At 38.5% G+C, this 20,147-nt stretch carries 21 protein-coding genes and 2 tRNA genes; 12 read left to right on the top strand and 11 right to left on the bottom strand.

Annotated elements, in window-relative coordinates:
* Positions 1-62 precede the first annotated feature (62 nt).
* From Q8Q95_02775 to Q8Q95_02745, 7 genes are all read left to right on the top strand, one after another.
* Complete coding sequence (locus Q8Q95_02775; GenBank protein MDP3764520.1) at positions 63-311, top strand: hypothetical protein; 249 nt, start codon at positions 63-65, stop codon at positions 309-311.
* Positions 312-682: 371 nt separating this feature from the next.
* A complete protein-coding gene (locus Q8Q95_02770) occupies positions 683-2,044 on the top strand; it encodes a GIY-YIG nuclease family protein (GenBank protein MDP3764519.1) in 1,362 nt (453 codons plus the stop codon).
* A 310-nt stretch (positions 2,045-2,354) separates the two neighbouring features.
* Positions 2,355-2,717 (top strand): hypothetical protein, encoded by a 363-nt coding sequence (locus Q8Q95_02765; GenBank protein MDP3764518.1) that lies wholly within the window; start codon positions 2,355-2,357, stop codon positions 2,715-2,717.
* A gap of 229 nt (positions 2,718-2,946) precedes the next feature.
* On the top strand, positions 2,947-3,156 hold the full coding sequence (gene secG, locus Q8Q95_02760) for a preprotein translocase subunit SecG (protein ID MDP3764517.1): 210 nt from the start codon (positions 2,947-2,949) through the stop codon (positions 3,154-3,156).
* A gap of 48 nt (positions 3,157-3,204) precedes the next feature.
* A complete protein-coding gene (locus Q8Q95_02755) occupies positions 3,205-4,947 on the top strand; it encodes a peptide ABC transporter substrate-binding protein (protein MDP3764516.1) in 1,743 nt (580 codons plus the stop codon).
* Between the two features lie 9 nt (positions 4,948-4,956).
* Positions 4,957-5,040: transfer RNA gene (locus tag Q8Q95_02750), tRNA-Leu, on the top strand.
* Positions 5,041-5,149: 109 nt separating this feature from the next.
* Positions 5,150-7,045, top strand: coding sequence for a ribonuclease J (locus Q8Q95_02745; protein ID MDP3764515.1), 1,896 nt, complete (start codon positions 5,150-5,152; stop codon positions 7,043-7,045).
* Between the two features lie 80 nt (positions 7,046-7,125).
* Here the strand turns inward: Q8Q95_02745 and Q8Q95_02740 are convergent, their stop codons facing one another.
* Entirely contained in the window at positions 7,126-8,547 is a 1,422-nt protein-coding gene (locus Q8Q95_02740) for a hypothetical protein (protein ID MDP3764514.1), read from the bottom strand.
* Between the two features lie 87 nt (positions 8,548-8,634).
* On the opposite strand from Q8Q95_02740, the gene ychF reads away from it, so the two are divergent.
* The 3 genes from ychF to rpmA all read left to right on the top strand — a co-directional run bounded on the left by ychF (position 8,635) and on the right by rpmA (position 10,850).
* On the top strand, positions 8,635-9,720 hold the full coding sequence (gene ychF, locus Q8Q95_02735) for a redox-regulated ATPase YchF (protein MDP3764513.1): 1,086 nt from the start codon (positions 8,635-8,637) through the stop codon (positions 9,718-9,720).
* A gap of 138 nt (positions 9,721-9,858) precedes the next feature.
* Positions 9,859-10,143, top strand: coding sequence for a hypothetical protein (locus Q8Q95_02730; GenBank protein ID MDP3764512.1), 285 nt, complete (start codon positions 9,859-9,861; stop codon positions 10,141-10,143).
* A gap of 434 nt (positions 10,144-10,577) precedes the next feature.
* Entirely contained in the window at positions 10,578-10,850 is a 273-nt protein-coding gene (rpmA, locus tag Q8Q95_02725) for a 50S ribosomal protein L27 (protein ID MDP3764511.1), read from the top strand.
* A gap of 55 nt (positions 10,851-10,905) precedes the next feature.
* On the opposite strand, the gene rplI is transcribed toward rpmA, so the two are convergent.
* The 10 genes from rplI to Q8Q95_02675 all read right to left on the bottom strand — a co-directional run bounded on the left by rplI (position 10,906) and on the right by Q8Q95_02675 (position 19,332).
* Positions 10,906-11,352, bottom strand: coding sequence for a 50S ribosomal protein L9 (rplI, locus tag Q8Q95_02720; protein MDP3764510.1), 447 nt, complete (start codon positions 11,350-11,352; stop codon positions 10,906-10,908).
* 127 nt (positions 11,353-11,479) lie between these two features.
* Positions 11,480-12,688, bottom strand: coding sequence for a S41 family peptidase (locus Q8Q95_02715; GenBank protein MDP3764509.1), 1,209 nt, complete (start codon positions 12,686-12,688; stop codon positions 11,480-11,482).
* 141 nt (positions 12,689-12,829) lie between these two features.
* Positions 12,830-12,902: transfer RNA gene (locus Q8Q95_02710), tRNA-Lys, on the bottom strand.
* Between the two features lie 71 nt (positions 12,903-12,973).
* The gene (locus Q8Q95_02705) at positions 12,974-13,501 is read right to left on the bottom strand and encodes a hypothetical protein (protein ID MDP3764508.1); all 528 of its coding nucleotides are present in this window, start codon (positions 13,499-13,501) and stop codon (positions 12,974-12,976) included.
* Between the two features lie 179 nt (positions 13,502-13,680).
* Positions 13,681-14,049 (bottom strand): hypothetical protein, encoded by a 369-nt coding sequence (locus Q8Q95_02700; protein MDP3764507.1) that lies wholly within the window; start codon positions 14,047-14,049, stop codon positions 13,681-13,683.
* 302 nt (positions 14,050-14,351) lie between these two features.
* The gene (locus Q8Q95_02695; protein ID MDP3764506.1) at positions 14,352-14,756 is read right to left on the bottom strand and encodes a type II toxin-antitoxin system PemK/MazF family toxin; all 405 of its coding nucleotides are present in this window, start codon (positions 14,754-14,756) and stop codon (positions 14,352-14,354) included.
* A gap of 77 nt (positions 14,757-14,833) precedes the next feature.
* Positions 14,834-15,904 carry a molecular chaperone DnaJ gene (gene dnaJ / locus Q8Q95_02690; protein ID MDP3764505.1) on the bottom strand — a complete coding sequence of 357 codons (1,071 nt, stop codon included), beginning with the start codon at positions 15,902-15,904 and terminating at the stop codon, positions 14,834-14,836.
* Between the two features lie 111 nt (positions 15,905-16,015).
* Complete coding sequence (gene dnaK / locus Q8Q95_02685) at positions 16,016-17,908, bottom strand: molecular chaperone DnaK (protein MDP3764504.1); 1,893 nt, start codon at positions 17,906-17,908, stop codon at positions 16,016-16,018.
* A gap of 88 nt (positions 17,909-17,996) precedes the next feature.
* A complete protein-coding gene (locus tag Q8Q95_02680) occupies positions 17,997-18,449 on the bottom strand; it encodes a nucleotide exchange factor GrpE (protein ID MDP3764503.1) in 453 nt (150 codons plus the stop codon).
* A gap of 115 nt (positions 18,450-18,564) precedes the next feature.
* The gene (locus tag Q8Q95_02675; protein ID MDP3764502.1) at positions 18,565-19,332 is read right to left on the bottom strand and encodes a hypothetical protein; all 768 of its coding nucleotides are present in this window, start codon (positions 19,330-19,332) and stop codon (positions 18,565-18,567) included.
* Between the two features lie 189 nt (positions 19,333-19,521).
* On the opposite strand from Q8Q95_02675, the gene Q8Q95_02670 reads away from it, so the two are divergent.
* Both Q8Q95_02670 and Q8Q95_02665 read left to right on the top strand, forming a co-directional pair.
* The gene (locus Q8Q95_02670; protein MDP3764501.1) at positions 19,522-19,770 is read left to right on the top strand and encodes a hypothetical protein; all 249 of its coding nucleotides are present in this window, start codon (positions 19,522-19,524) and stop codon (positions 19,768-19,770) included.
* Positions 19,771-19,790: 20 nt separating this feature from the next.
* The gene (locus tag Q8Q95_02665; protein ID MDP3764500.1) at positions 19,791-19,949 is read left to right on the top strand and encodes a hypothetical protein; all 159 of its coding nucleotides are present in this window, start codon (positions 19,791-19,793) and stop codon (positions 19,947-19,949) included.
* Positions 19,950-20,147: the final 198 nt, after the last annotated feature.

The following is a 20,147-nucleotide window of genomic DNA, read 5'->3' as shown; positions in this document are numbered from 1 at the left end:
CTTGAGACTACCTCAAGGGCGGGGTTTGACTTGTTTATGACTGAGTCTATAATGGATGTATTATGCCAGCCAAAAAAACTACAATCGAAGATTTAGCCCGAATGGTAGCTCGTGGTTTTAATAGTGTTGAAAGTAAGATAACCAGTATTGAAAACAAGATGGCCACCAAAGAACAGCTCGATAAAGTTGAGAAACATCTTGGGGAAAGAATAGATAATATAGAAAAAATAATTCTCAAACAACAGGGCGAACAAATCAAAGGTTTGGAACGCCGAGTAAATCGTTTAGAAGAAATGTTCGCGGTAAAATAGATCCAGCACCTTTTCTAATAAAAAGGTGCTGGATATAAAACTCCCGAAGGGTAACCCTTCGGGAGTTTTGTATCCAATGTGGAGCTTTTTTTATGAAGGTTTTCTATTAAAATTCCAGTGCTTAACATCTCTAAATTGGTGTGCGGCTATCTTAGCACTCATCGTTTCTTCATAAGGAACATTTTTGTGATGACAATGACAGGTGCATTTCCAACCTCCAAAAGTATCGGGAGATCCCTCACCACCTGAACACATCTCGTGATCACCACTTTCACACGCATGTGTAAGTCTTAAATGTACCATCTTGAGCCTCCTTTGTTTAAGAACTTGCCGTAACTGATTCGTTGTCTTATTATTACCAGATAATGAAAATGCTGTCAATCACTAAAAAACTAGCCAAATTACCTGCTTCGCCGGGGGTGTATTTATTCAAGAATAAAGCCGGCGAGATTATTTATATTGGCAAATCGGGGAATTTAAAAAATAGAGTCAAAAGCTACTTTTCCTCCTTCGCTAAAGCTTCGGAGGACAAGCACAAAGGGGTTAAGTTTTTTAATCCAGCAAAAGTTAAAATGCTTGCCGAAATTACCGATATAGAAATATTGCGGACTGACTCGGAAATAGCAGCCTTAATAAAAGAATCCGAGCTTATTAAAAAACACAAACCCAAGTTTAATGTCTTAATGCGTGATAGTAAAAACTATTTATACGTTGCTATTACCCATTCGACGGGCTCAGGGCAAGCTAAAGAAGAATTCCCTAAAATTATTCCTCTGCATCAACCTAACAGCTATAAGCTAAAAACTAAAAGCTGTTTAGGTCCTTTCACCGACGGCACTGCTGTTAGAAAAACTTTGCATATTTTACGCGATATTTTTCCCTACTGCACCTGCAAGCAAAAACATGAGACCAAATGTTTAAATGCACATATGGGCCGGTGCTTAACTTTCTGTTGCCTTAAATCAACAAACTTAGCACGAGCCAGCGATCGCAGACTCATGCTAAATGAATATAAAAAAAACATTCGGGCAATTAAATCGGTGCTATCCGGCCGAAGCCAAGTTTTACTTAAAGAATTTAAAAAAGAAATAAAACAAGTAATAAAAAACCAAAACTTTGAATTAGCTAAAACTATTAAAAACCAAATAACAAACCTTGATTCTGTTTTAAAACATACCAAAGTATTAACCGAAAAATTTGAATTTGCTTCGCCTTCTATATTTAAAGACGACAAATCCGATTTTACGTTACTAGGCTTTAAAGAAAACCCAAAAAGATTAGAGACGTTTGACGTCTCTAATTTTCAAGGCGCAGAAGCCGTGGGTTCTATGGTTGTTTTTGAACTGCAAGAAAACGGCGAATACAAATCCAATAAAAACGAATATAGAAAATTTAAAATAAAAACCGTGCACGGTATAAACGATCCCGCTATGATAGCCGAAATTATTAAACGCAGATTAAACAATAACTGGACACTGCCCCAGTTGATAATCGTGGATGGCGGCCGAACACAACTAAATGCAGCGCTAGAAATATTGTCCCCCACCAAAATTAGAGTTGTATCTTTAGCTAAAAAATTAGAAGAAATCTATTTGCCCGAAAATAAAGAACCGATACTGGCTCAAAAATTTGGCAGAAGCTTAAAATATCTTTTTCAATCAATCCGCGATGAAGCTCACCGATTTGCTATAAACTATCATAGAAAATTGCATAGAAAAGCTATTTCTAAATAAAGGCTTGACAACTTAACAATAAAAGATTTTAATTAGTATATTAGTACCTTAAGTTTTACCGATCCTCATGAAAAATGAGGGCTGACAACCTAAGCGTATGTACTACGCTGACGGAACGGACTAGTGGACCTCCCCTCTACTACCCCCGTTAGTCAGCCCTCTTAAAATCTAAAGGGGGAGACGATGACCTCCAAACTCAAATGCGGCAGAAAGGAGAATACTTAAAGGTCATCTAGAAATAAAGATTTTTCATCCCGTGTTTGACGCGGGCAAGCAATAACCTATTTCCAATATCTGGGGAGAATTGGAAATGCAAACGACCAGAGAAGTTCCAGACCTAAGCAGTGTGGAATTGCCCGAAGGATACAGTGTTGCCGGCTATTTTAAGAACGGAGCCGAGCATCTGCTGCTTTCCACTAGACGCGGTCTCGTAGCGTGCCTAAAAAAGAAAGATGGCACGCTAGGCAAAGAGGTCAAGGTGGCAACTTCCAGAGAGTTTGTCGATGTGAGGAAGTCTCGCCATACCGAATTCTTCCTCTGCCTCGCAAGCGATCCGGGCAACCCAAAAAAAGGTCTGGATCTGGTGTACAGGTCAGACAAAGAGTTAGCCAGATCTAGGTTCATTCTTGTCTGCTCTGGATCATCAAATGTGAGGGTCATGAGCACCTCGTGACCAATCACCCGGCAGTTGCAAACGCAACTGCCGGTCTTTTATTTTAAAATTGACTTATCTAACTCAAATTGCTACCATTAAACTGTACTAAAAAAACCTCTTTTTACTTAACAAATACTCTGTTTTTAACCCTAAAAGGGTAGGTTTTTATTGTCCCGTTAGAAACCACGCCCGCGCTCTGCGCGCCCAAAGGGCCTAGGGGCGGACTGTTTCTAACGGGATTGCAAAAATGATAATAAATATAATACAAATCGTTTTAGCTGTCTTATTAATAATTACTGTCTTGCTTCAGCGCCAAGGCTCGGGCTTATCTGGCGCTTTTGGAGGTGAAGGAGAATTTCATCACACCAAAAGAGGCCCCGAAAAATATCTTTTCGTAGCTACAATTATCTTATCTATTTTGTTTTTTGGCACGGCTCTAGCTAATATAGTTTTATAACTTCTCGCTAATATAGCGAATCTAACGCTAATATAGCTAATTAATCATTTGTTGAAAGAAAAATTTAAAAAAATTTGGGAACGTATAAAATTTTTGCGTTCGTTATCGGTTAAACACTGGCGTTACTTGCTTAGGCAGTTAAGCGAAAAAGAAATAAACGCTGTTTTAGTGTTTTTAGGCTTAGCTATTACTTCTACCCTATTTTTAGGCGTTTATGATTATTGGTTTTTAAGAACCTCGGCTGCTTCCGAGGGCGGTACATATGCCGAAGGCATTATTGGCGAACCGCGCTATATTAACCCCGCCTTGGCTTCGGCTAGCGAAGTTGATCGCGATTTAACCACTTTAGTTTTTTCGGGCTTAGTTAAACATAATGAAAAAGGAGAAATTATTCCGGACCTCGCCGAAAGTTATCAAATAAGAGACAACGGCAAAATTTATGAATTTAAGCTTAGGGAAAACTTAAGCTGGCCAGATAAAAAATCCTTAACAACAGATGATGTGGTTTTTACCATAAACCTAATTAAGGATTCCAAGTTTCAAAGCCCGCTTAGAAATAACTGGCAAGGTGTCAGAATAGAAAAAATAGATGATCATAGCTTTATAATAAAATTACCCGTAGCCTACGAACCCTTTTTGGAAAACGCTACCTTGGGCATTCTCCCTCGCCATATTTGGGAAAACGTTCAGCCTCAAAACTTTTTATTAACCCAGCTCAATTTAAAACCGGTAGGCTTGGGCCAATATCAAGTTACAAAAATAACAAAAAATGCTTCGGGAATTATAAAGTCTATGGAGTTTTCTCCTAATCCGCGCTATTATGAAAAAGCAAATATCTCTCTGCTAAGAATCCGTTTCTACGAAAATCAAGAAGACCTTGTTAGCGCTTTTAAGCGCCGCGAAATTGATGGCTTTTCTTTGAGTTCAGTTTTAGACAAAACCGAACTTAAAAAATCCAGAGATCTAATTTTTTACGACATAAAACTTCCTAGATATTACGGTGTATTCTTTAACCAAACTAGATCCGATGTTTTAGCTGAAACCGATGTCAGAAAAGCTTTATCTTATGCTACAGACAAGGAAGATATAGTAAAAGATATTTTAAAAGAAGAAGCTCAAATTCAAAACGGCCCGTTGCCTTTTGGGCTTTTAAAAATTAATGAATCAAACACAAAGTATGACTTTGATATTGAGACCGCTAAAAACGTGCTCGATAAATCTGGCTGGAAAGTTGGCGCAGATGGCCTAAGAGAGAAAAAAATAAAAGGAAAAATAACAAAATTAGAATTTGCCTTAACCACAACCGATTGGCCCGAACACACTCAAGTGGCCAGCGCTCTAAAGCAAAACTGGGAAAAAATAGGAGCTAAAGTAGATTTAGATGTTGTGCCCGTTAACGGCATTCAAACCCAAAATATTAGGCCTCGCCAATATCAAGCCATACTTTTTGGAGAGGTGTTGAGTTTAAACCCCGACCCATTCTCTTTCTGGCATTCTACCCAAAGAAGAGATCCTGGTTTAAATTTAGCTTTATACAATAATAAAAAAGTTGATGGCCTTTTAGAATCAGCCCGGCAAGAAAATAATCCAACCAAAAGAATAAAAAACTATGAGGCCTTTGAGAAAATAATAATGCAAGATATTCCAGCTATATTCCTTTATAGTCCAAATTATATTTATGCTGTATCTGGAAAAATTAAAGGCCTTAATGCCGAAGCCATCAATACTCCGTCCCAAAGGTTTGAAAATATAAATAAATGGCATACCGCTACTAAGAGAATAAAGAAATAAAAGAAGAGAGCCCTCGTGGTGAAATCGGCAGACACACAGCGTTCAGGTCGCTGCGAGCGCAAGCTCATAGAGGTTCAAATCCTCTCGAGGGCACACTAATAAAATATCTAATGCTTAAAAGTCTAATTAAGATTAAATCATTTAGACATTTAGGTTTTTATTAGAAATTGGATATTAGAAATTAGTAATTTAATATTTGACTATGAATCAACCATACAGACCACATAGTGGTAACAGACAAAATAATAGACAAGGTAACAGGCACAGTGGCCGACCATCAAATTCAGGTAAACTATTTTTCAGATCATCCTCAAGCCAAGATGGAGACAGTTTTCGTGGGCCAAGAACCCCAAGGGCAAACTTCATGCCAAGAAACAACGAAGAAAACGCAGAACAACAGGCAAAAACTCCGCAGAAAAACTGTTTAAGAATTATCCCGTTAGGAGGCTTAGGCGAAGTTGGCCGAAATATGACGGTGATAGAATGGCGTGATTACGATAAAGACGATCGCGATATTTTGCTGATTGATGCTGGCGTAAGATTTCCCGAGGAAGATATGCCGGGTATAGATCTTTTAATTCCTAATATAAAATATTTGGAAGATAAAACAGATAAAATAAGCGGTCTTATTTTTACACACGGCCACTTTGATCACATTGGCGCTTTGCCTTATATGCTAGAACGCCTAGAGAATCCAATGATCTATGCCGCGCCGTTAACCAAGGGTTTGGTTATAAAACGCCACGAAGAATTTAAACAACTGCCCAAGTTAATGATAGACGAAATAAGAAGCGGTGATAAAAGAAAAATTGGCGTGTTTGAAGTTGAATTTATCCACATCAACCACAGTATTCCCGACGATATGGCTTTGCTTATTAAAACTCCAGTGGGCAATATAATGTGCACTTCGGATTTTAAATTTGACCATAATCCTGTTATAGATAAACCCGCCGAGATCGATCGCTTAAAAAAGATTGGCGACGATGGTTTGCTTTTGGTTATGAGCGACAGTACGGGCGCCGAAGAACCGGGCCATTCTATTTCTGAATCCGATATTCAAGACAACTTAGAAAAATTAATTAAAGAAGCGCCGGGCCGAATTATTGTGGGTATGTTTGCATCGGCCATTAACCGCGTCCAACAAATTATTGCTATTTCCGAAAAATATAATCGTAAAGTGGTGGTGGAAGGCTTTAGCATGAAAGCTGCGGTAGAAGTTTCTAAAGTTTTGGGCTACATCAAAACTAAAAAAGGTACTTTAATTTCTGCTTCCGAAAGCAATAAATACCCAGACAGCAAAATTACTGTTTTGGGTACCGGCGGCCAAGGCGAAGAAAACGCCGTTTTGATGCGTTTAGCCACCCACCGCCACAAACAACTGGAACTTAAAAAGGGAGATACTATTATATTTTCTTCCTCTATTATTCCCGGCAATGAACGCACTATTCAGCATTTAAAAGATAATTTACTTAGGCACGGCGTAAAAGTTTACAACTACAAAATGCTAGATATTCACGCCGGCGGACACGGCCAACAGGACGATTTAATGTATATGTTGGAATTGGTTAGGCCAAAATTCTTAATGCCTGTCCACGGCCAACTTTCAATGTTATTTGCGATGAAAGATCTTGGGCTACGTTTTGGTATGCCAGAAGAAAACATAGTTGTAGTAGAAAATGGCAATGTGGTTAGAGTAACTGCCGATCAAATTTCTGTAGATAAAAAATCGGTGCCGGCCGAGATGGTTATGGTAGACGGTTTGGGTGTTGGTGATGTCGGTTCAGTAGTACTTCGCGACAGACAAATGCTAGCCGAAGATGGCATGTTTATGGTGGTAGCTGTGGTAGATTCAAAAAGTGGCCGAGTGCGTGGTAGCCCAGATATTATTTCCCGTGGATTTATTTATTTGCGCGACAACAAACAAATGTTGTTAGACGCTAGAATGATTATTAGAAAAGTTGTGGAAGGCGCTACGGCCAGCGAACACCCCTTTAACGATGCGCTTATAAAGGAAGAAATAAAAGAACGCTTGGGCCAATTCTTATTCCAAAAAACTCACCGCCGGCCAATGATTTTGCCAGTATTGATTCAAGTATAAATTTTACTATTATTTACTACTAAGGGAGTATTAAGGGAGAACATTTAGCACGAGTCAGCGATCGCTGACTCGTGCTATTTTTAAGATTTTAAGATATTCTCTACCTCCTCTTTCAACTTATCAACCTCTTCCCTATTTTTACCTTCTAGATTCAATCGCCAGACGCTTTCGGTGTTAGATCGGCGCAGGTTAAACCGCCAGCTTGCCCCGCTATCGCCTTGCGATTTTGCGGGGATTGGATTCTCTACGGTTAAGCCGTCAATCTCGCTTATGTTTTCGTTTTTATATTTATCTTTTATGGCGCCTAAAATTTTATCCACCCTGCCCTCAAAAGGAATGTTTATTTCTGGAATAATTATATAATTTTTATAGGGCTCTAAAAGTTTAGACAAAGATTTTTTCTTTTTAGCTAAAATAAAAACCATGGCCAGTATTGCGGCGACGGCATTATCGCCATAATATAAATCTTTAAAAAAATAATGCCCAGATTTTTCTGCACCCATTTCCGCCTTAATTTTTTTCATAACCGTCTGCATTTTGGTTCTGCCCACCGGCACCACGCCTAATTGCAAGCCTTTTTTCTTGGCAATTTCGTCTACAATCCGCCCAATAGCAATATTTTTTACAATCGCTTTAGCTTTTTTATAGGGCAGATAATTTTCTATAAACAAAGAAAATATATAACTTGAATCTACTACTTCGCCTAGTTCATCTAAGAACAAAATTCTGTCGCCATCACCATCTATAATTGCGCCAAAACTAAACTTACTCTGCTTAAGCAATATTTTTATGCCTTTTTGGCTTTCGGCTAAAAGTGGATTGGGACTATGCGCGGGAAATTTTCCGTTGGGGGTTTCGTTTAAAGTGGCAAAATCTATTTTTAATTTTTCCAATGCCAAAATAAATTCCTGCCCGGCCGAACCATTAGAAAGATCTAGCGCGATTTTGATTTTGCTTATCCTGCGAAGCCTTGCCGTGCCACTCCGTAGCCTTGTGCGAAGGGTGGGCGAAGCAGGAGTATATTTTTTAATTATAAAATCAACATATTCGGCTATGGGCGAATGTTTTTTTGAATCAATTTTGTGTTCTATTTTAGCTTCGCTTATACCAATGCCTTTAAACTTGGTTTCTAATTTACCCAAACCATTAAGCTTATCTACTATTCCATTTTTTGCCGAAAAAAGCTTAAGCCCGTTTTCATCTTTAGGATTATGAGAAGCTGTTATCATTAAGGCATCCACTTTATATTTTTGCGAATACCACAAACAAAAAGGTGTGCTCACACAGCCTAGATCTATAATTTTTACTTTCCCATTTTGTAACGCCGAAGCTAAATACAAAAATAAAGTGTCCGACGATAATCTTGAATCGCGCCCAATAGCAATTTTTTTAGGTTTAAAAGCTTCGTAATACGCTTTACCTAAGTTATAAAAAATAGTTTCGTTAACTTCTGCTGGATAGTGCCCTCGAATATCGTATTCGTGAAATATATTGCTAGTCATGTTATCTTGAATAATTATAGCATTTGATTCGTGTGGGCGCATTCGCATTTCGCGAGTGCGAAGCACGAGCGAGCGCTATTCGCATGCATGAAGATCGGTATTGTTGGTTTACCCAACGTTGGAAAATCTACTCTATTTAAAACCTTAACCCAAAAGGAAGTAGTGATAGCTAACTATCCTTTTGCAACTATTGACCCTAATATCGGCGTGGTTGCAATACCAGACGAACGCTTACAAAAACTAAGCGAATTTTCTCATTCCAAAAAAACCGTGCCGGCCATAATAGAATTTGCCGATATTGCTGGTTTAGTAAAAGGCGCTTCGCAGGGCTTAGGTTTAGGCAATGAATTTTTAAATAACATTCGCGATGTAGATGCTATTTTGCACCTAGTTAGAGTTTTTAAAAACGACAATATTATACATGTAGAAAACACACCAGATCCTGTGCGGGATTTTGAAATCATAAATTTAGAATTAATTTTAAAAGATTTAGACATAGTTTCTAAAGCATTAACCAGAGCTGAATCCGAAGCCAAATCCGCCAGCTGGCGGAGCGACAAAATTAAAGTTAAACGCCGAGATGTCTTGCAGAAAATAAAAAATTTGTTGGAAGAAAACAAATTGCTCCACGACCAGCTTGATTCTGACGAAATTAAAATCGCCTACGAAATCGGCATTTTAACATACAAACCAATGCTGGTTGTATTTAATATTTCGGAAACGGAACTTGAAGAAAACTGGCAACCAGATGAAGCTTTAAAAAAACTCCTTGGAAATATTCCCTATTTAGCCATAGCTATCGGGATTGAGGAAATCGCGTCAAACGCGACTGACGCCGACAAAAAAGAAATACTAGAAATGGCGGGCATTAAAGAAACTGGCTTAAAAAAGCTTATACGCAAAAGCTACGAAACTTTGGGCTTAATGACCTACTTCACCACAGGCGAAGACGAAACCCGCGCTTGGACTATACCTATTGATTCCAAAGCCCCTCGTGCAGGCAGGGCCATCCATTCCGACTTTGAAGAGCGTTTTATACGAGCCGAGGTAATACGCTGGGACAAACTCCTAGAAGCCGGCTCATGGTCCAAAGCCCGCGATCTAGGCCTATTGCGCATTGAAGGTAAGGAATATATCGTCAAAGACGGCGACGTGATTGAATTCAGAGTCTAAAAAAGGTGGAAATGCCTGCCCTGCGTAGCTTTAGCGAAGTAGGGTTATTGAATTCAAAATATGACCTTTCTTTACTTATTGTAAATCTTGTTCTAGACTAAATATATAGTTCTTTCCCCAAAATAAGGAGGTAACAGTATGTCAGACCAAAAGAGTAATGAATCAATGGCTAGACAGATGCTCGTAGATCTCAAAGAGCGGCTGGGTCGCCCTCTGACCACAGCGGATGTTTTAATGGAGTTTGCAGACCGTGCGAACCGGGGTGAACCAGTCGACAGGCATGACGTCCTCGCCCATGTTGATGAGTTTCTCGGCGACGTTCCTTCAAAGAAGCGTGCCGCGCTGGCAGAGAATTTGCGTAGCTCGGAATTTATGACTGCCCTCGGCAATGTCTATCGTGAAAGTAAACGATATAGAGCGTAAGCACTTCCGGAGTATTCCGGGTAACCCGTTCAAGGTCAAACCTTGCGGGTTTTGTTTTTCGCAAACAATATAATATAAAAATAAGGGCGAAAAATATCCCGAGGGGGCAGAGCGACGAGGGATTACCTTGAGCGACCTTGTCCCGAGTCAAATTGAGGGAAGTCGAGGGGTATACCTTTAGTACACCGAGCATACGATCGTATGCTCGGTGTACTAAAGGTATATAATAGTCAGCTTTTTATGCTATAGCATAATTTTGTGACTGTTGACGAGAAAGGGAAAGGTTTGTTAGAATGTTGGGACGATTTTGGACAGTGTCCTGCATAAATTTTGCGAATCAGATAGTTATGAATATGGCTGTCCCCCTTCGCTCTTTCAGAGCTTCGGAGGGATGCTCATATTTTTAGCTAAATTTAGAATAAATTTAGAAAAATATGGCACATACAAAGGCAACTGGATCTACCGCGTTAGGTCGCGATTCTAGATCAAAAAGATTAGGTATAAAACTCCACGACGGCCAAATAGCCAAAGCTGGTAATCTTATAGTTAAACAAAGAGGCAGTAAGGTTTGGGCTGGTAAAAATGTTAAAAAGGGTGGCGACGACACGCTCTACGCTGGAAAAGATGGCATAGTAAAATTTAGCACTAAAGTGAAAATGGATTTTACTGGGCATAAGAAATTAGTAAAGACCGTTAGTGTGATTTAGCGAAGACAAAAGGACCGCCCTTCCAGGAAGGGCGGTCCTTTTTTAATTTTTATCCTTATTCCTCCTCTACAACTATAATCTTCACTTCGGATTCTAAACCGTGAGGCAAAGATACCATAACCATATGATCGCCCAGTTTTTTGATAGGATTTTTAATCTTGATTTGGCTTTTAGTTATTTTAAAACCAATACCGCTTAAAGTTTCAGCAATTTTTTGAGCCGATAAACTAGCATAACCAATGCCTTCTTTAGAAACCTTCATTGGAATTTCAATCTCTAAACCTTCCAACTTTTGAGCCATACTTTCCATCTCAACAAGCTCCCTCTCGGCTTGTTTCTTTTTAGCCTCGCTTTGAACATCTAAATCCATAGCCACAGCTGAAGTCAAAACCATAGCCAAACCACGCGGAAACAAAAAGTTTTTGGCATACCCCGGCGAAACCATTTTTACATCAGACTTTTTGCCAAGTTTTGGTACGTCTTTTAGTAAAACCACTCTCATAAATATCTAATGCCTAATATCTAATTACTAATCAATATTAAATGCTTGAATGTCTAATGTCAAAATATTTTTAATCATTTGTAATTAGACCTTGGGATTTGATTGGAAATTAGTTATTAGAAATTTGTCATTTTGTTAATATAATTTCTATGGCTTTATCCAATTGCGGATCTTTTAAATTATCAATATCATCTTTGGTAAATTCAATTTTAACATCGGGTTCTAAACCCTCCTGCATAATAGATTTTCCCGAAGGCGTTAACCACTTGGCAATAGTAACTTTTAAACTGGTGCCTTCGCGCATATTTTCTAACTGTTGCACCGAACCTTTACCAAAACTTTTAGCGCCTATTAATTTTACTTTTTTATTATCGCGTAAAGCTCCTGCTAAAATTTCGGAGGCCGAAGCCGAGCCTTCATTCATTAAAACCACTATCGGCATATTTTTTAAAACAGAATTACCATTGGCTAGATATTTTTTGGATGGTGTGCCATTGCCAAAATCTTCTATGGCGACAACACTATCTGATTCCATAAACCAACCAGCAATATCTTGAGAAACTTCTAAATAACCGCCGGGGTTATTTCTTAAATCTAAAACAATTCTATCGGCTGGGCTGCGTAAAACATCCAGCACTGTTTTTCTAAATTCAAAGGGCGCAGTTTCTCCAAAATTAAATAATTGAATGTAGGCAATTTTGTCGTTTTTAAGTTGCCATTTGGCAGTAGGAATTTTAATGTCGTCGCGCACAATGCTAATTTCTTTTACAGCATCAGCACCCGCTCTGCTTATGGTTAATTTAACCGCAGTACCTTTGGGCCCGCGTATTAAACTCACCGCTTCGCTTATGCCCATATCGGCCGTAATAGTATCGTTAATTTTTAAAATTTTATCGCCCGCCCTTAAACCAGCTTTTTGAGCTGGAGAATCTTCTAACGGAGAAATAACTGTTAAAATTTCTTTTCTAATGCCAATCTCGGCGCCAATGCCACCAAACGAACCCGAAACATCGTCTTTAAACTGCTTAGCTTCCACCGGTTCAAAAAAAGTAGTGTACGGGTCTTTAAGCGATTTGACCATGCCGTCTATAGCGCCATAAACCATTTTCTTTTTATCTAAGCTGGACCTATCTACATATTTATCTTGAATAATTTTCCACGCATCCCAAAACAAACTAAAGTCTATATCATCGGGTTGGTTTAAGGCCTTGTTACCAACGCCTTCAATTGAATAAATAGCAGGCACTTGGCTTTTACCATAGAAAAAACCGCCATAGAAAGCGGTAAGCACCAACGCTAAGGCAAATACAAATAAACTGATAGATTTTCGATTCATTTTTTTATTATTTTTTTCTTTTTTTAAGATTAAAAAAATACGCCCAAACTAATCCCAAAATTATAGCTAATGTGAAATAAAAAAGATACATATCAACTAAATTTCTAATTTCTAATTACTAATTTCTAAATACTTAATCTGTCCGCCCGGTAGGAGTCGAACCTACGACCATCTCCTTAAAAGGGAGCTGCTCTACCAACTGAGCTACGGGCGGATTACTTAAGGCATAATAGCAAAAAATAAGGCAAAAAATCAAACCAAAGGTCTGACCTTGATGTGACTAACCTATTTTCTCAAAAGCAAGAATCCTAATAAAGGCAATCCTGCCCAAATGCCTCGGCTAATATCGCCCGAAAAAAGTTTATCTACCAAAGCTATATTACTTAAGACATCTACATCGGTCACAAAGTTAAGCGCGCTAGAAACCAAAAAACCAAGCGTTATAACCGAAAGCAAAGTCATCTTTATCCTACCAGCGTGATCATTGCTCGCTCCCCCATAAATACCTTTAGCAATGGTAGCGTAAAGCAAAAAGAATATGGTTAAAACCGCGCCCAAGAAAATATAAACATTATTGCCATAAGCCAAAGCCCAATCAAACGGCAAGGCTTGATATAAAGCCGTAACCATATACACCGCTACCGCCAGCAATATTATCTTGCGCCTTTTTAAAAGTATGGAAATTAAAAACGAAGCCACCAAAAAACCAATTATAAAATAAGTATCCATTCTCTGCGCGCCTAAAAAAAATAGATCGAATTTAGAATTTATATTACGAGATAAATCCACTAAATAATTTAAGATAGAACTCATAAAGTAATTATACCCCGTTAGAAGTAAGATCATCAAAAGATAAGGTGGATTAAATTGATAGACTTGTTTATTTTTTAAACCCCTCTATTGAGGTTCAACCTCGATAGATTGCACAAAAAATCCGGCTGGTTTTTTAGCCAGCCGGCTACCGTGGTTTGTGTCGTCATGATAGGTTTAATTCATTCAAACTGCTTGTCCTCTATGAAAAGTATCAATGACCCTCGGGGAAGTCCCCTAATTAAATTTTGCTCAGTCTGTTCAACTTGTCCTGGACCGATTATTTCATAAACCCTTGTAATTGGTCCAAATGGGCTTTCTAATATTTCGGTATCAACCCCAAATATGGTAGGGAACCAGATGGCAAGCCTGTATTTTCTAGAAAATTCCACGAGGTCTTTTTTGTTTGCGACCCGTTTCCCAAGATAATAATCTTTACCAAGGAGCAAGGCTGGAGACGTATCTTGAGGCAGATATATTACATCTGCTAACTTCTCGCCTAGTCTTATAGGTATACCGACTAGTTTATACCAAATAAGCTTTAAGCTCATTTTACACCTCCGTTTTCAGTATACATGGAAAAGTTTTCTAGTCTGTTTCTAGTATATCATAAACTAGTGTTATTTATCAATAGCACCTAAAAATCAGCCTTTTGGGCTGATTTTTAGGTTATACTTATTGCCTGCTTTATACTCAAACTACAATGGCTTCGGCCTCGGTTTGTCGTAAGGCGAATCAGATAAAGAATAAACAAAGATATAAATTTGACAGGGATAATTACACTTGCTACAATGAAGGCTTAACAATGGCTTCGGCCCGACTCTGCCGCAAGGTAGAGGTAACAAAGAAAAACTCAAGGTAGCAATATCTTGAGTTTTTTAATTATTTCTAAAAAATCCTGCTTACTGATTTCAGATATTCTATATGCCAACCTACGAGCATCAACGGTCCTGATTTGTGAGAGTATAGCAATACTAATAGTTCCTGAACCAAAAGAGAAAGAATGATAATAAATTTCCTTTTTATTATTCATTTTTACTTTAGGTTTTGTTAAAGGTAAGGCCCAAAACATGTATTTATTAAACTTTCTCAAAATCAAAACAGGTCTTAAAAAGTCTTCTCCCGCGCCATCCTGTTCAAATCCAACATTCGCGCCTAGATAACAAAACCAAATTTCCCTTTCATGAAAAAACGGAGGTTTATCAATATCATTTATCCAACTCTTTTTATTATGCCATTTTTGAAAATCTTTTTTCATTAAACATATTTTATCATAAAAAAGAGAGCGCCGTTTGGCACTCTGTAAAAACTATAGAGGCTAAACCTCGATAGTCTTTAGAGTTCTCCGGCGATGTCTTTCAGTACTTTCTGTGCTTTACTAGAAAGTTTCTTTGGCGTACGAATATAAACTTCTACATACTGGTCGCCTCGGCGAGAAGCCGAATATGGCATACCTTTGCCGGCTAGTTTAAAAATTGCGCCAGATTCCGTGCCATCTGGAATTTTTAAATCTACTTGGCCGTCTATAGTTTTTACTTCGGCATTGCCACCCAAAACCGCCATATCAAACGGCACGCCGATTTCGCTGTAAATATCAGCGCCATCGCGTTCAAAAAGTTCATGCTCTTTAATATTAACTTTAATTTCTAAGTCGCCCGCTTCGCCACCGCGAATACCTTCCTCACCCTTACTGTGTATTCTTAAAACTCCGCCGGTTTCTATGCCCGCTGGAATCGGTATAGATAATTTTTCTATTTTTCTAACACGCCCTTCGCCCGAGCAATCCTTACAAGCTTGTTCGGGGTACTGACCTTCGCCTTGGCAAGTGGGGCAAACCGCAGTTTGGGAAAATACGCCAAAAAACGTTCGCTGGGTTTTCTTAAGCTCGCCCGCGCCTTCGCAGGTTTTACATTTTATTTTGCCCGTATTCGGTTCTGTGCCATCGCCCTTACAGCGCAAGCACCGCACCAATTTTCTTAGTTCTAATTCTTTGGCTATACCTTTAAAAGCTTCTTCTAAAGAAATCTCTAAACTTACGCCAATATCGCGCCCACGTTGGGCCACTCTATGGCCACGTTTAGAACTGCCTCCGCCAAAAAAATCGGAAAATATATCACCTAAATCAAATTCCACATTGTTAAAATCAAAGTTAGAAAAATCAAAACCAGCTGGCCCGCCTGGCGAGCCGCCAAAACTTTCCGCCGTGCCAAAACGATCGTATTGCGAACGCTTATCGGCATTGCCTAAAACTTGGTAAGCCTCGTTTATTTCTTTAAACTTAGCTTCATCGCCACCAGACTTATCGGGGTGAAATTTATGAGCTTTTTCCCTATAGGCCTTCTTAACCTCTTCTTGAGAAGCGGTTTTTGATACACCTAATATATGATAATAATCTTTACCTGCCATAATTTTATTTTAAACTCCAATATCTAAATCCTAAACAATATTTAAATAATAAATTCCAAACTATTTGTAATTTTAAGCATTAGAATTTGTTTAGAATTTAGGATTTAGTGCTTAGGGTTTATCTTTAAATTCCCCTTCTTGTGATTCATTATCTTTATCCGATTTATTGGACTCGGCTTGTCCTGACGAGTTATCTGTCGGGACTTGTTTATACAAATCCGCGCCAAATTTTTGGATGACTTGGCTTAAAGCCTCTGTTTTAGATTTTATCATATCTAGATCGGTAGAGTCCTTTACCTTTTTTAGATCTTCTATTTTTTCTTCTATTTCTTTTTTAACTTCGGCTGGAACTTTTTCAGCAAGGTCGCGCAAAGTTTTTTCGGTACTATAAACTAAAGCTTCGGCATTTATTTTAACTTCCGAAATTTCTTTCTTTTTTCTATCTGCCTCTGCATTTATTTCGGCCTCTTTTTTCATTCTGGCTATTTCTTCTTTAGATAACCCCGAAGAACCCTCTATGCGAATGGATTGCACCTTGCCTGTAGCTTTATCTTTAGCCGAAACCGAAAGTATGCCGTTAGCATCAATATCAAAAGCAACTTCTATCTGGGGTGTACCGCGCGGCGCCGGGGGTATGCCGTCTAAAATAAATCTGCCTAGAGTTTTGTTATCAGCCGACATTGAGCGTTCGCCTTGTAAGATATGAATTTCCACTTGAGGCTGGCTATCGGCCGCGGTGGAAAATACTTGAGATTTTGAAGTTGGTATCGTTGTGTTTTTGTTAATAAGCACGGTCATAACTCCGCCCAAAGTTTCCAAACCCAAAGATAAGGGCGTAACATCCAACAAAAGAACGTCTTTAACATCGCCTTGTAATATGCCAGCTTGAATAGCCGCGCCTAAGGCCACCACTTCGTCTGGGTTAATATTTTTATGAGCTTCTTTGCCAAAAAGTTTTTTAACAGCTTCTTGCATGGCCGGCATTCTGGTTTGCCCGCCCACTAAAATAACTTCGGCAATTTCGGAAATTTTAAAACCGGCATCTTCTACTGTTTTTTTAGTAATTTCTACCGATTTTTCTATTTCGTTCCTAACCAAATCTTCCAATTTGGCACGGGAAAGATTCATTAAAAAATGTTTAGGACCATTAGCATCTGTGGTAATAAAAGGAATATTAACTTCGGTTTCTAGTGCCGAAGAAAGTTCGTGTTTAGCTCTTTCGGCGCCTTCTTTTAAACGTTGTAAAGCCAAAGTGTCTTTAGCCAGATCTATGCCTTGATCACGCCTAAACTCGTCTATTAAATAATGAATTATTTTTTGGTCAAAATCATCGCCACCCAAATGCGTGTCGCCACCTACAGCTTTAACTTCTACCGTATTTTCGGATACTTCAAGCACCGACACATCAAACGTGCCTCCGCCAAAATCGTATACCACAATCTTCTCCTCCTTTTTCTTGTCGAGTCCATAAGCTAAAGCCGCCGCCGTAGGTTCATTTAAAATACGGCTAACCTTTAAGCCGGCAATTTCACCAGCTTCTTTGGTAGCTTTTCTTTGGGCATCGTTAAAATAAGCGGGCACGGTTATAACAGCTTCGGTTATTTTTTCACCTAATCTATCTTCGGCATCTTGCTTCAATTTTTGCAAAATCATAGCCGAAATTTCTTGAGGCTTATACCAGCGCTCTTGCATTTTAACTTCTACCGAGCCATCACCCGCCGCCCTAATTTCGTAAGGCAGTAATTTTTTATCACGCTGGACTTCGGCATCGTTAAAATTACGACCGATTAAACGCTTAACTGAAAATAAAGTATTCTGACTATTGGTTACAGCCTGCCTTTTGGCGAGTATTCCAACAACTCTTTCGCCACCCTTTTGAATAGCCGCAATAGAAGGCGTGGTGCGATTGCCCTCTTTATTTTCTACAATTTTTGGCTCACCGGCTTCCACCACTGCCATAGCGGAATTAGTTGTGCCTAAGTCTATGCCTAGAATTTTGCTCATATTTTTAATAAATTTATAATGTCTAATATCTAATTCCTAATCAATCTCTAATGCCTAATGACTAATTTTAGAAATTAGGAATTAGAAATTAGATATTTTGTTTACCTATTTTTACCTTCGTTGCCCTAATAATCAAATCACTTATTTTATAACCTTTCTGTAAAACTTCTATAACATAGCCCGTCTGGCCTTCGCCTTCTAATATGGCTTCGTGATATGCCGGATCAAATTCTTTGCCTTCTGCATCAATTTCTGTAACTCCATTCTTTTTAAATATATCTTCTATTAATCTTTTGATTTCTTGCCAACCCTCTGTTTCTTTAGCGGCTTCTAAAGCATCTAATATGGGCAACATTTGTTTTATAAAATCCATCTTGGCATAACTAGCAATATCTTTACTTTGCCCTTCCCATTCTTTTTTAGCATTAATCAACTCGGCTTTGGCACGTTTCCAACCATCTAAATATTCATCGCGTTCTTTTTCGGTTAAAGATAACTTGTCTTTTGATTCTTCTTGTTGATTGTTATTTTGGTCGTCCATAAATTTATAAATTCTAAGCACTAAATCCTAAATTCTAAACAAAATCCAAAATCTAATTTCCAAACAATTTGTGATTTGTAATTTAGATATTGTTTAGGATTTAGAGTTTGGAATTTTATAATTGTTTATTTAAATAACTAGCAATGTATTCAATCAACGCCATATTGCGTTTGTAATTCATCCGTTTTGGTCCAATAATCGATATAAAGCCCGACTCGCCTTCTGGTAATTGATACTTGCCTGTTATTAACGTAAATTCGTTTATTTCTTTTATAGGATTCTCCTTACCAATAAAAACCTGCAGATCTTCCTCTAAAAATTTGTTCCAAAGAAGGTCAAAATATTTATCCATATTATCCATCAAATTCATCAATTGGTTAATATTAGCAAAACTGGAAAACTCCGGCTCGTCTATTAAATTGGAAAAACCAAAGGTATAATTATTTTCCCCGCCGACTGTGCCCGCCACAGAAAGTTCTTTAGAAAGTTCGGAGGTTAACTTAGAAATTTCTTTTAATAAAGATTGTTCATCGGGCCAATTCTTTTTTAAAGAAACCGAAACCTTTTCTTCTTCTTTTTGGCTTAATCCCGTTGACCTACTTGCCCCGCGAAGTCCCGACCTCTGTCGGGACGAAGCGGGGTTAGACATATTTTCTTGTATATACAACCTATAAGCTTTATCTGTTGGTATTCTTCCGGCTGAAGTATGCGGGCTAGCCAAAAAACCTTCTTTTTCTAACTGATTCATTTCTTTACGAATCATAGGCGCGCCAATATCAAAACCCTGCTTTTCAGAAAGCGATTTAGAACTGACGGGCTCGGCCAGTTTGGTATGCTCTTCTATAACAGCCCAGAGGATGTCTTTTTGGCGTTCGCTGATCATTAGAAAATAGAAAGTGGATACTAGAAAGCAGACTTAAATCTACCCTCTAGAATCTACTTTCTACGGTCTATCTTATTCTATTATCACTCCACAGTCAAGAGTGATAAGAACATTGACACATACTAAGCATATTGCTATAGTAAAAACAACAGAAATACATGGAAAGTTCTTAAAAATAGGGAGGATAAAATGGTATCTGAATTGACTGGAAAAACATTCGCAGAATGCTACGTCATTTATGGCAGAGCTTGTGACTCCGCTATTAGAGTCACTGCCCTGTGTGCCATGATGAATAAAGCATCCACAAAAGCCGAGCTAGAAATTGTCCGCAGTTTAGCTCATCCTAAAAGCGTTATACATGCCCAAGCTAATGAAAGATTGGAACTTCTAAATGAAACCCCTTGTCCAACACCTGGTGTTGGACAAGGGGTTCAATAACTTTCAAAAGGAGGCACAAAATGCAGTGGCTTTATGAAATACCATACCCAAGAGTATTTGCTTTACTGGGAGCAGTGCTTTTAGTTGTTGGCGCAACTGCCGATTATGACCCCGCCAACAACGGAGCTATGGCATGTTTTGTAATAGCATTATTCTGGCACCTTTTCTTTGACGATTAAAGATTTGTGCAAAATCAGATACTGCACACCCCCGACCAAACGGTCGGGGGATTTTATTTAAAAAATTGACTATACAAACACTAAACTGATAACTTGGTAAGAATGTTCTTTTAAAAAAAGGAGCGGGCTATGCTAAAATCTTTAACTTTTTGCCACCGCAGACCTGCGATTATAAACACCTATTGCCGTTTGTGCGGT

The sequence above is a fragment of the bacterium genome, assembly GCA_030697795.1.
Lineage (GTDB): Bacteria > Patescibacteriota > Minisyncoccia > JACQLN01 > JACQLN01 > JACQLN01.
Note: the sequence above shows the minus strand (reverse complement) of the source record. Positions and strands in the feature narration are given on the sequence as shown.

Excerpts from the sequence above, each read along its gene's own strand:
- Q8Q95_02705 (MDP3764508.1), bottom strand. The coding sequence starts at position 13,501 with ATGAGTTCTATCTTAAATTATTTAGTGGATTTATCTCGTAATATAAAT.
- Q8Q95_02715 (MDP3764509.1), bottom strand. The coding sequence starts at position 12,688 with ATGAATCGAAAATCTATCAGTTTATTTGTATTTGCCTTAGCGTTGGTG.
- Q8Q95_02680 (MDP3764503.1), bottom strand. The coding sequence starts at position 18,449 with ATGGACGACCAAAATAACAATCAACAAGAAGAATCAAAAGACAAGTTA.
- dnaK (MDP3764504.1), bottom strand. The coding sequence starts at position 17,908 with ATGAGCAAAATTCTAGGCATAGACTTAGGCACAACTAATTCCGCTATG.
- Q8Q95_02745 (MDP3764515.1), top strand. The coding sequence starts at position 5,150 with ATGAATCAACCATACAGACCACATAGTGGTAACAGACAAAATAATAGA.
- ychF (MDP3764513.1), top strand. The coding sequence starts at position 8,635 with ATGAAGATCGGTATTGTTGGTTTACCCAACGTTGGAAAATCTACTCTA.
- Q8Q95_02770 (MDP3764519.1), top strand. The coding sequence starts at position 683 with ATGCTGTCAATCACTAAAAAACTAGCCAAATTACCTGCTTCGCCGGGG.
- Q8Q95_02700 (MDP3764507.1), bottom strand. The coding sequence starts at position 14,049 with ATGAGCTTAAAGCTTATTTGGTATAAACTAGTCGGTATACCTATAAGA.
- Q8Q95_02695 (MDP3764506.1), bottom strand. The coding sequence starts at position 14,756 with ATGAAAAAAGATTTTCAAAAATGGCATAATAAAAAGAGTTGGATAAAT.
- Q8Q95_02670 (MDP3764501.1), top strand. The coding sequence starts at position 19,522 with ATGGTATCTGAATTGACTGGAAAAACATTCGCAGAATGCTACGTCATT.
- rplI (MDP3764510.1), bottom strand. The coding sequence starts at position 11,352 with ATGAGAGTGGTTTTACTAAAAGACGTACCAAAACTTGGCAAAAAGTCT.
- Q8Q95_02675 (MDP3764502.1), bottom strand. The coding sequence starts at position 19,332 with ATGATCAGCGAACGCCAAAAAGACATCCTCTGGGCTGTTATAGAAGAG.
- rpmA (MDP3764511.1), top strand. The coding sequence starts at position 10,578 with ATGGCACATACAAAGGCAACTGGATCTACCGCGTTAGGTCGCGATTCT.
- Q8Q95_02665 (MDP3764500.1), top strand. The coding sequence starts at position 19,791 with ATGCAGTGGCTTTATGAAATACCATACCCAAGAGTATTTGCTTTACTG.
- Q8Q95_02730 (MDP3764512.1), top strand. The coding sequence starts at position 9,859 with ATGTCAGACCAAAAGAGTAATGAATCAATGGCTAGACAGATGCTCGTA.
- Q8Q95_02765 (MDP3764518.1), top strand. The coding sequence starts at position 2,355 with ATGCAAACGACCAGAGAAGTTCCAGACCTAAGCAGTGTGGAATTGCCC.
- dnaJ (MDP3764505.1), bottom strand. The coding sequence starts at position 15,904 with ATGGCAGGTAAAGATTATTATCATATATTAGGTGTATCAAAAACCGCT.
- secG (MDP3764517.1), top strand. The coding sequence starts at position 2,947 with ATGATAATAAATATAATACAAATCGTTTTAGCTGTCTTATTAATAATT.
- Q8Q95_02775 (MDP3764520.1), top strand. The coding sequence starts at position 63 with ATGCCAGCCAAAAAAACTACAATCGAAGATTTAGCCCGAATGGTAGCT.
- Q8Q95_02740 (MDP3764514.1), bottom strand. The coding sequence starts at position 8,547 with ATGACTAGCAATATATTTCACGAATACGATATTCGAGGGCACTATCCA.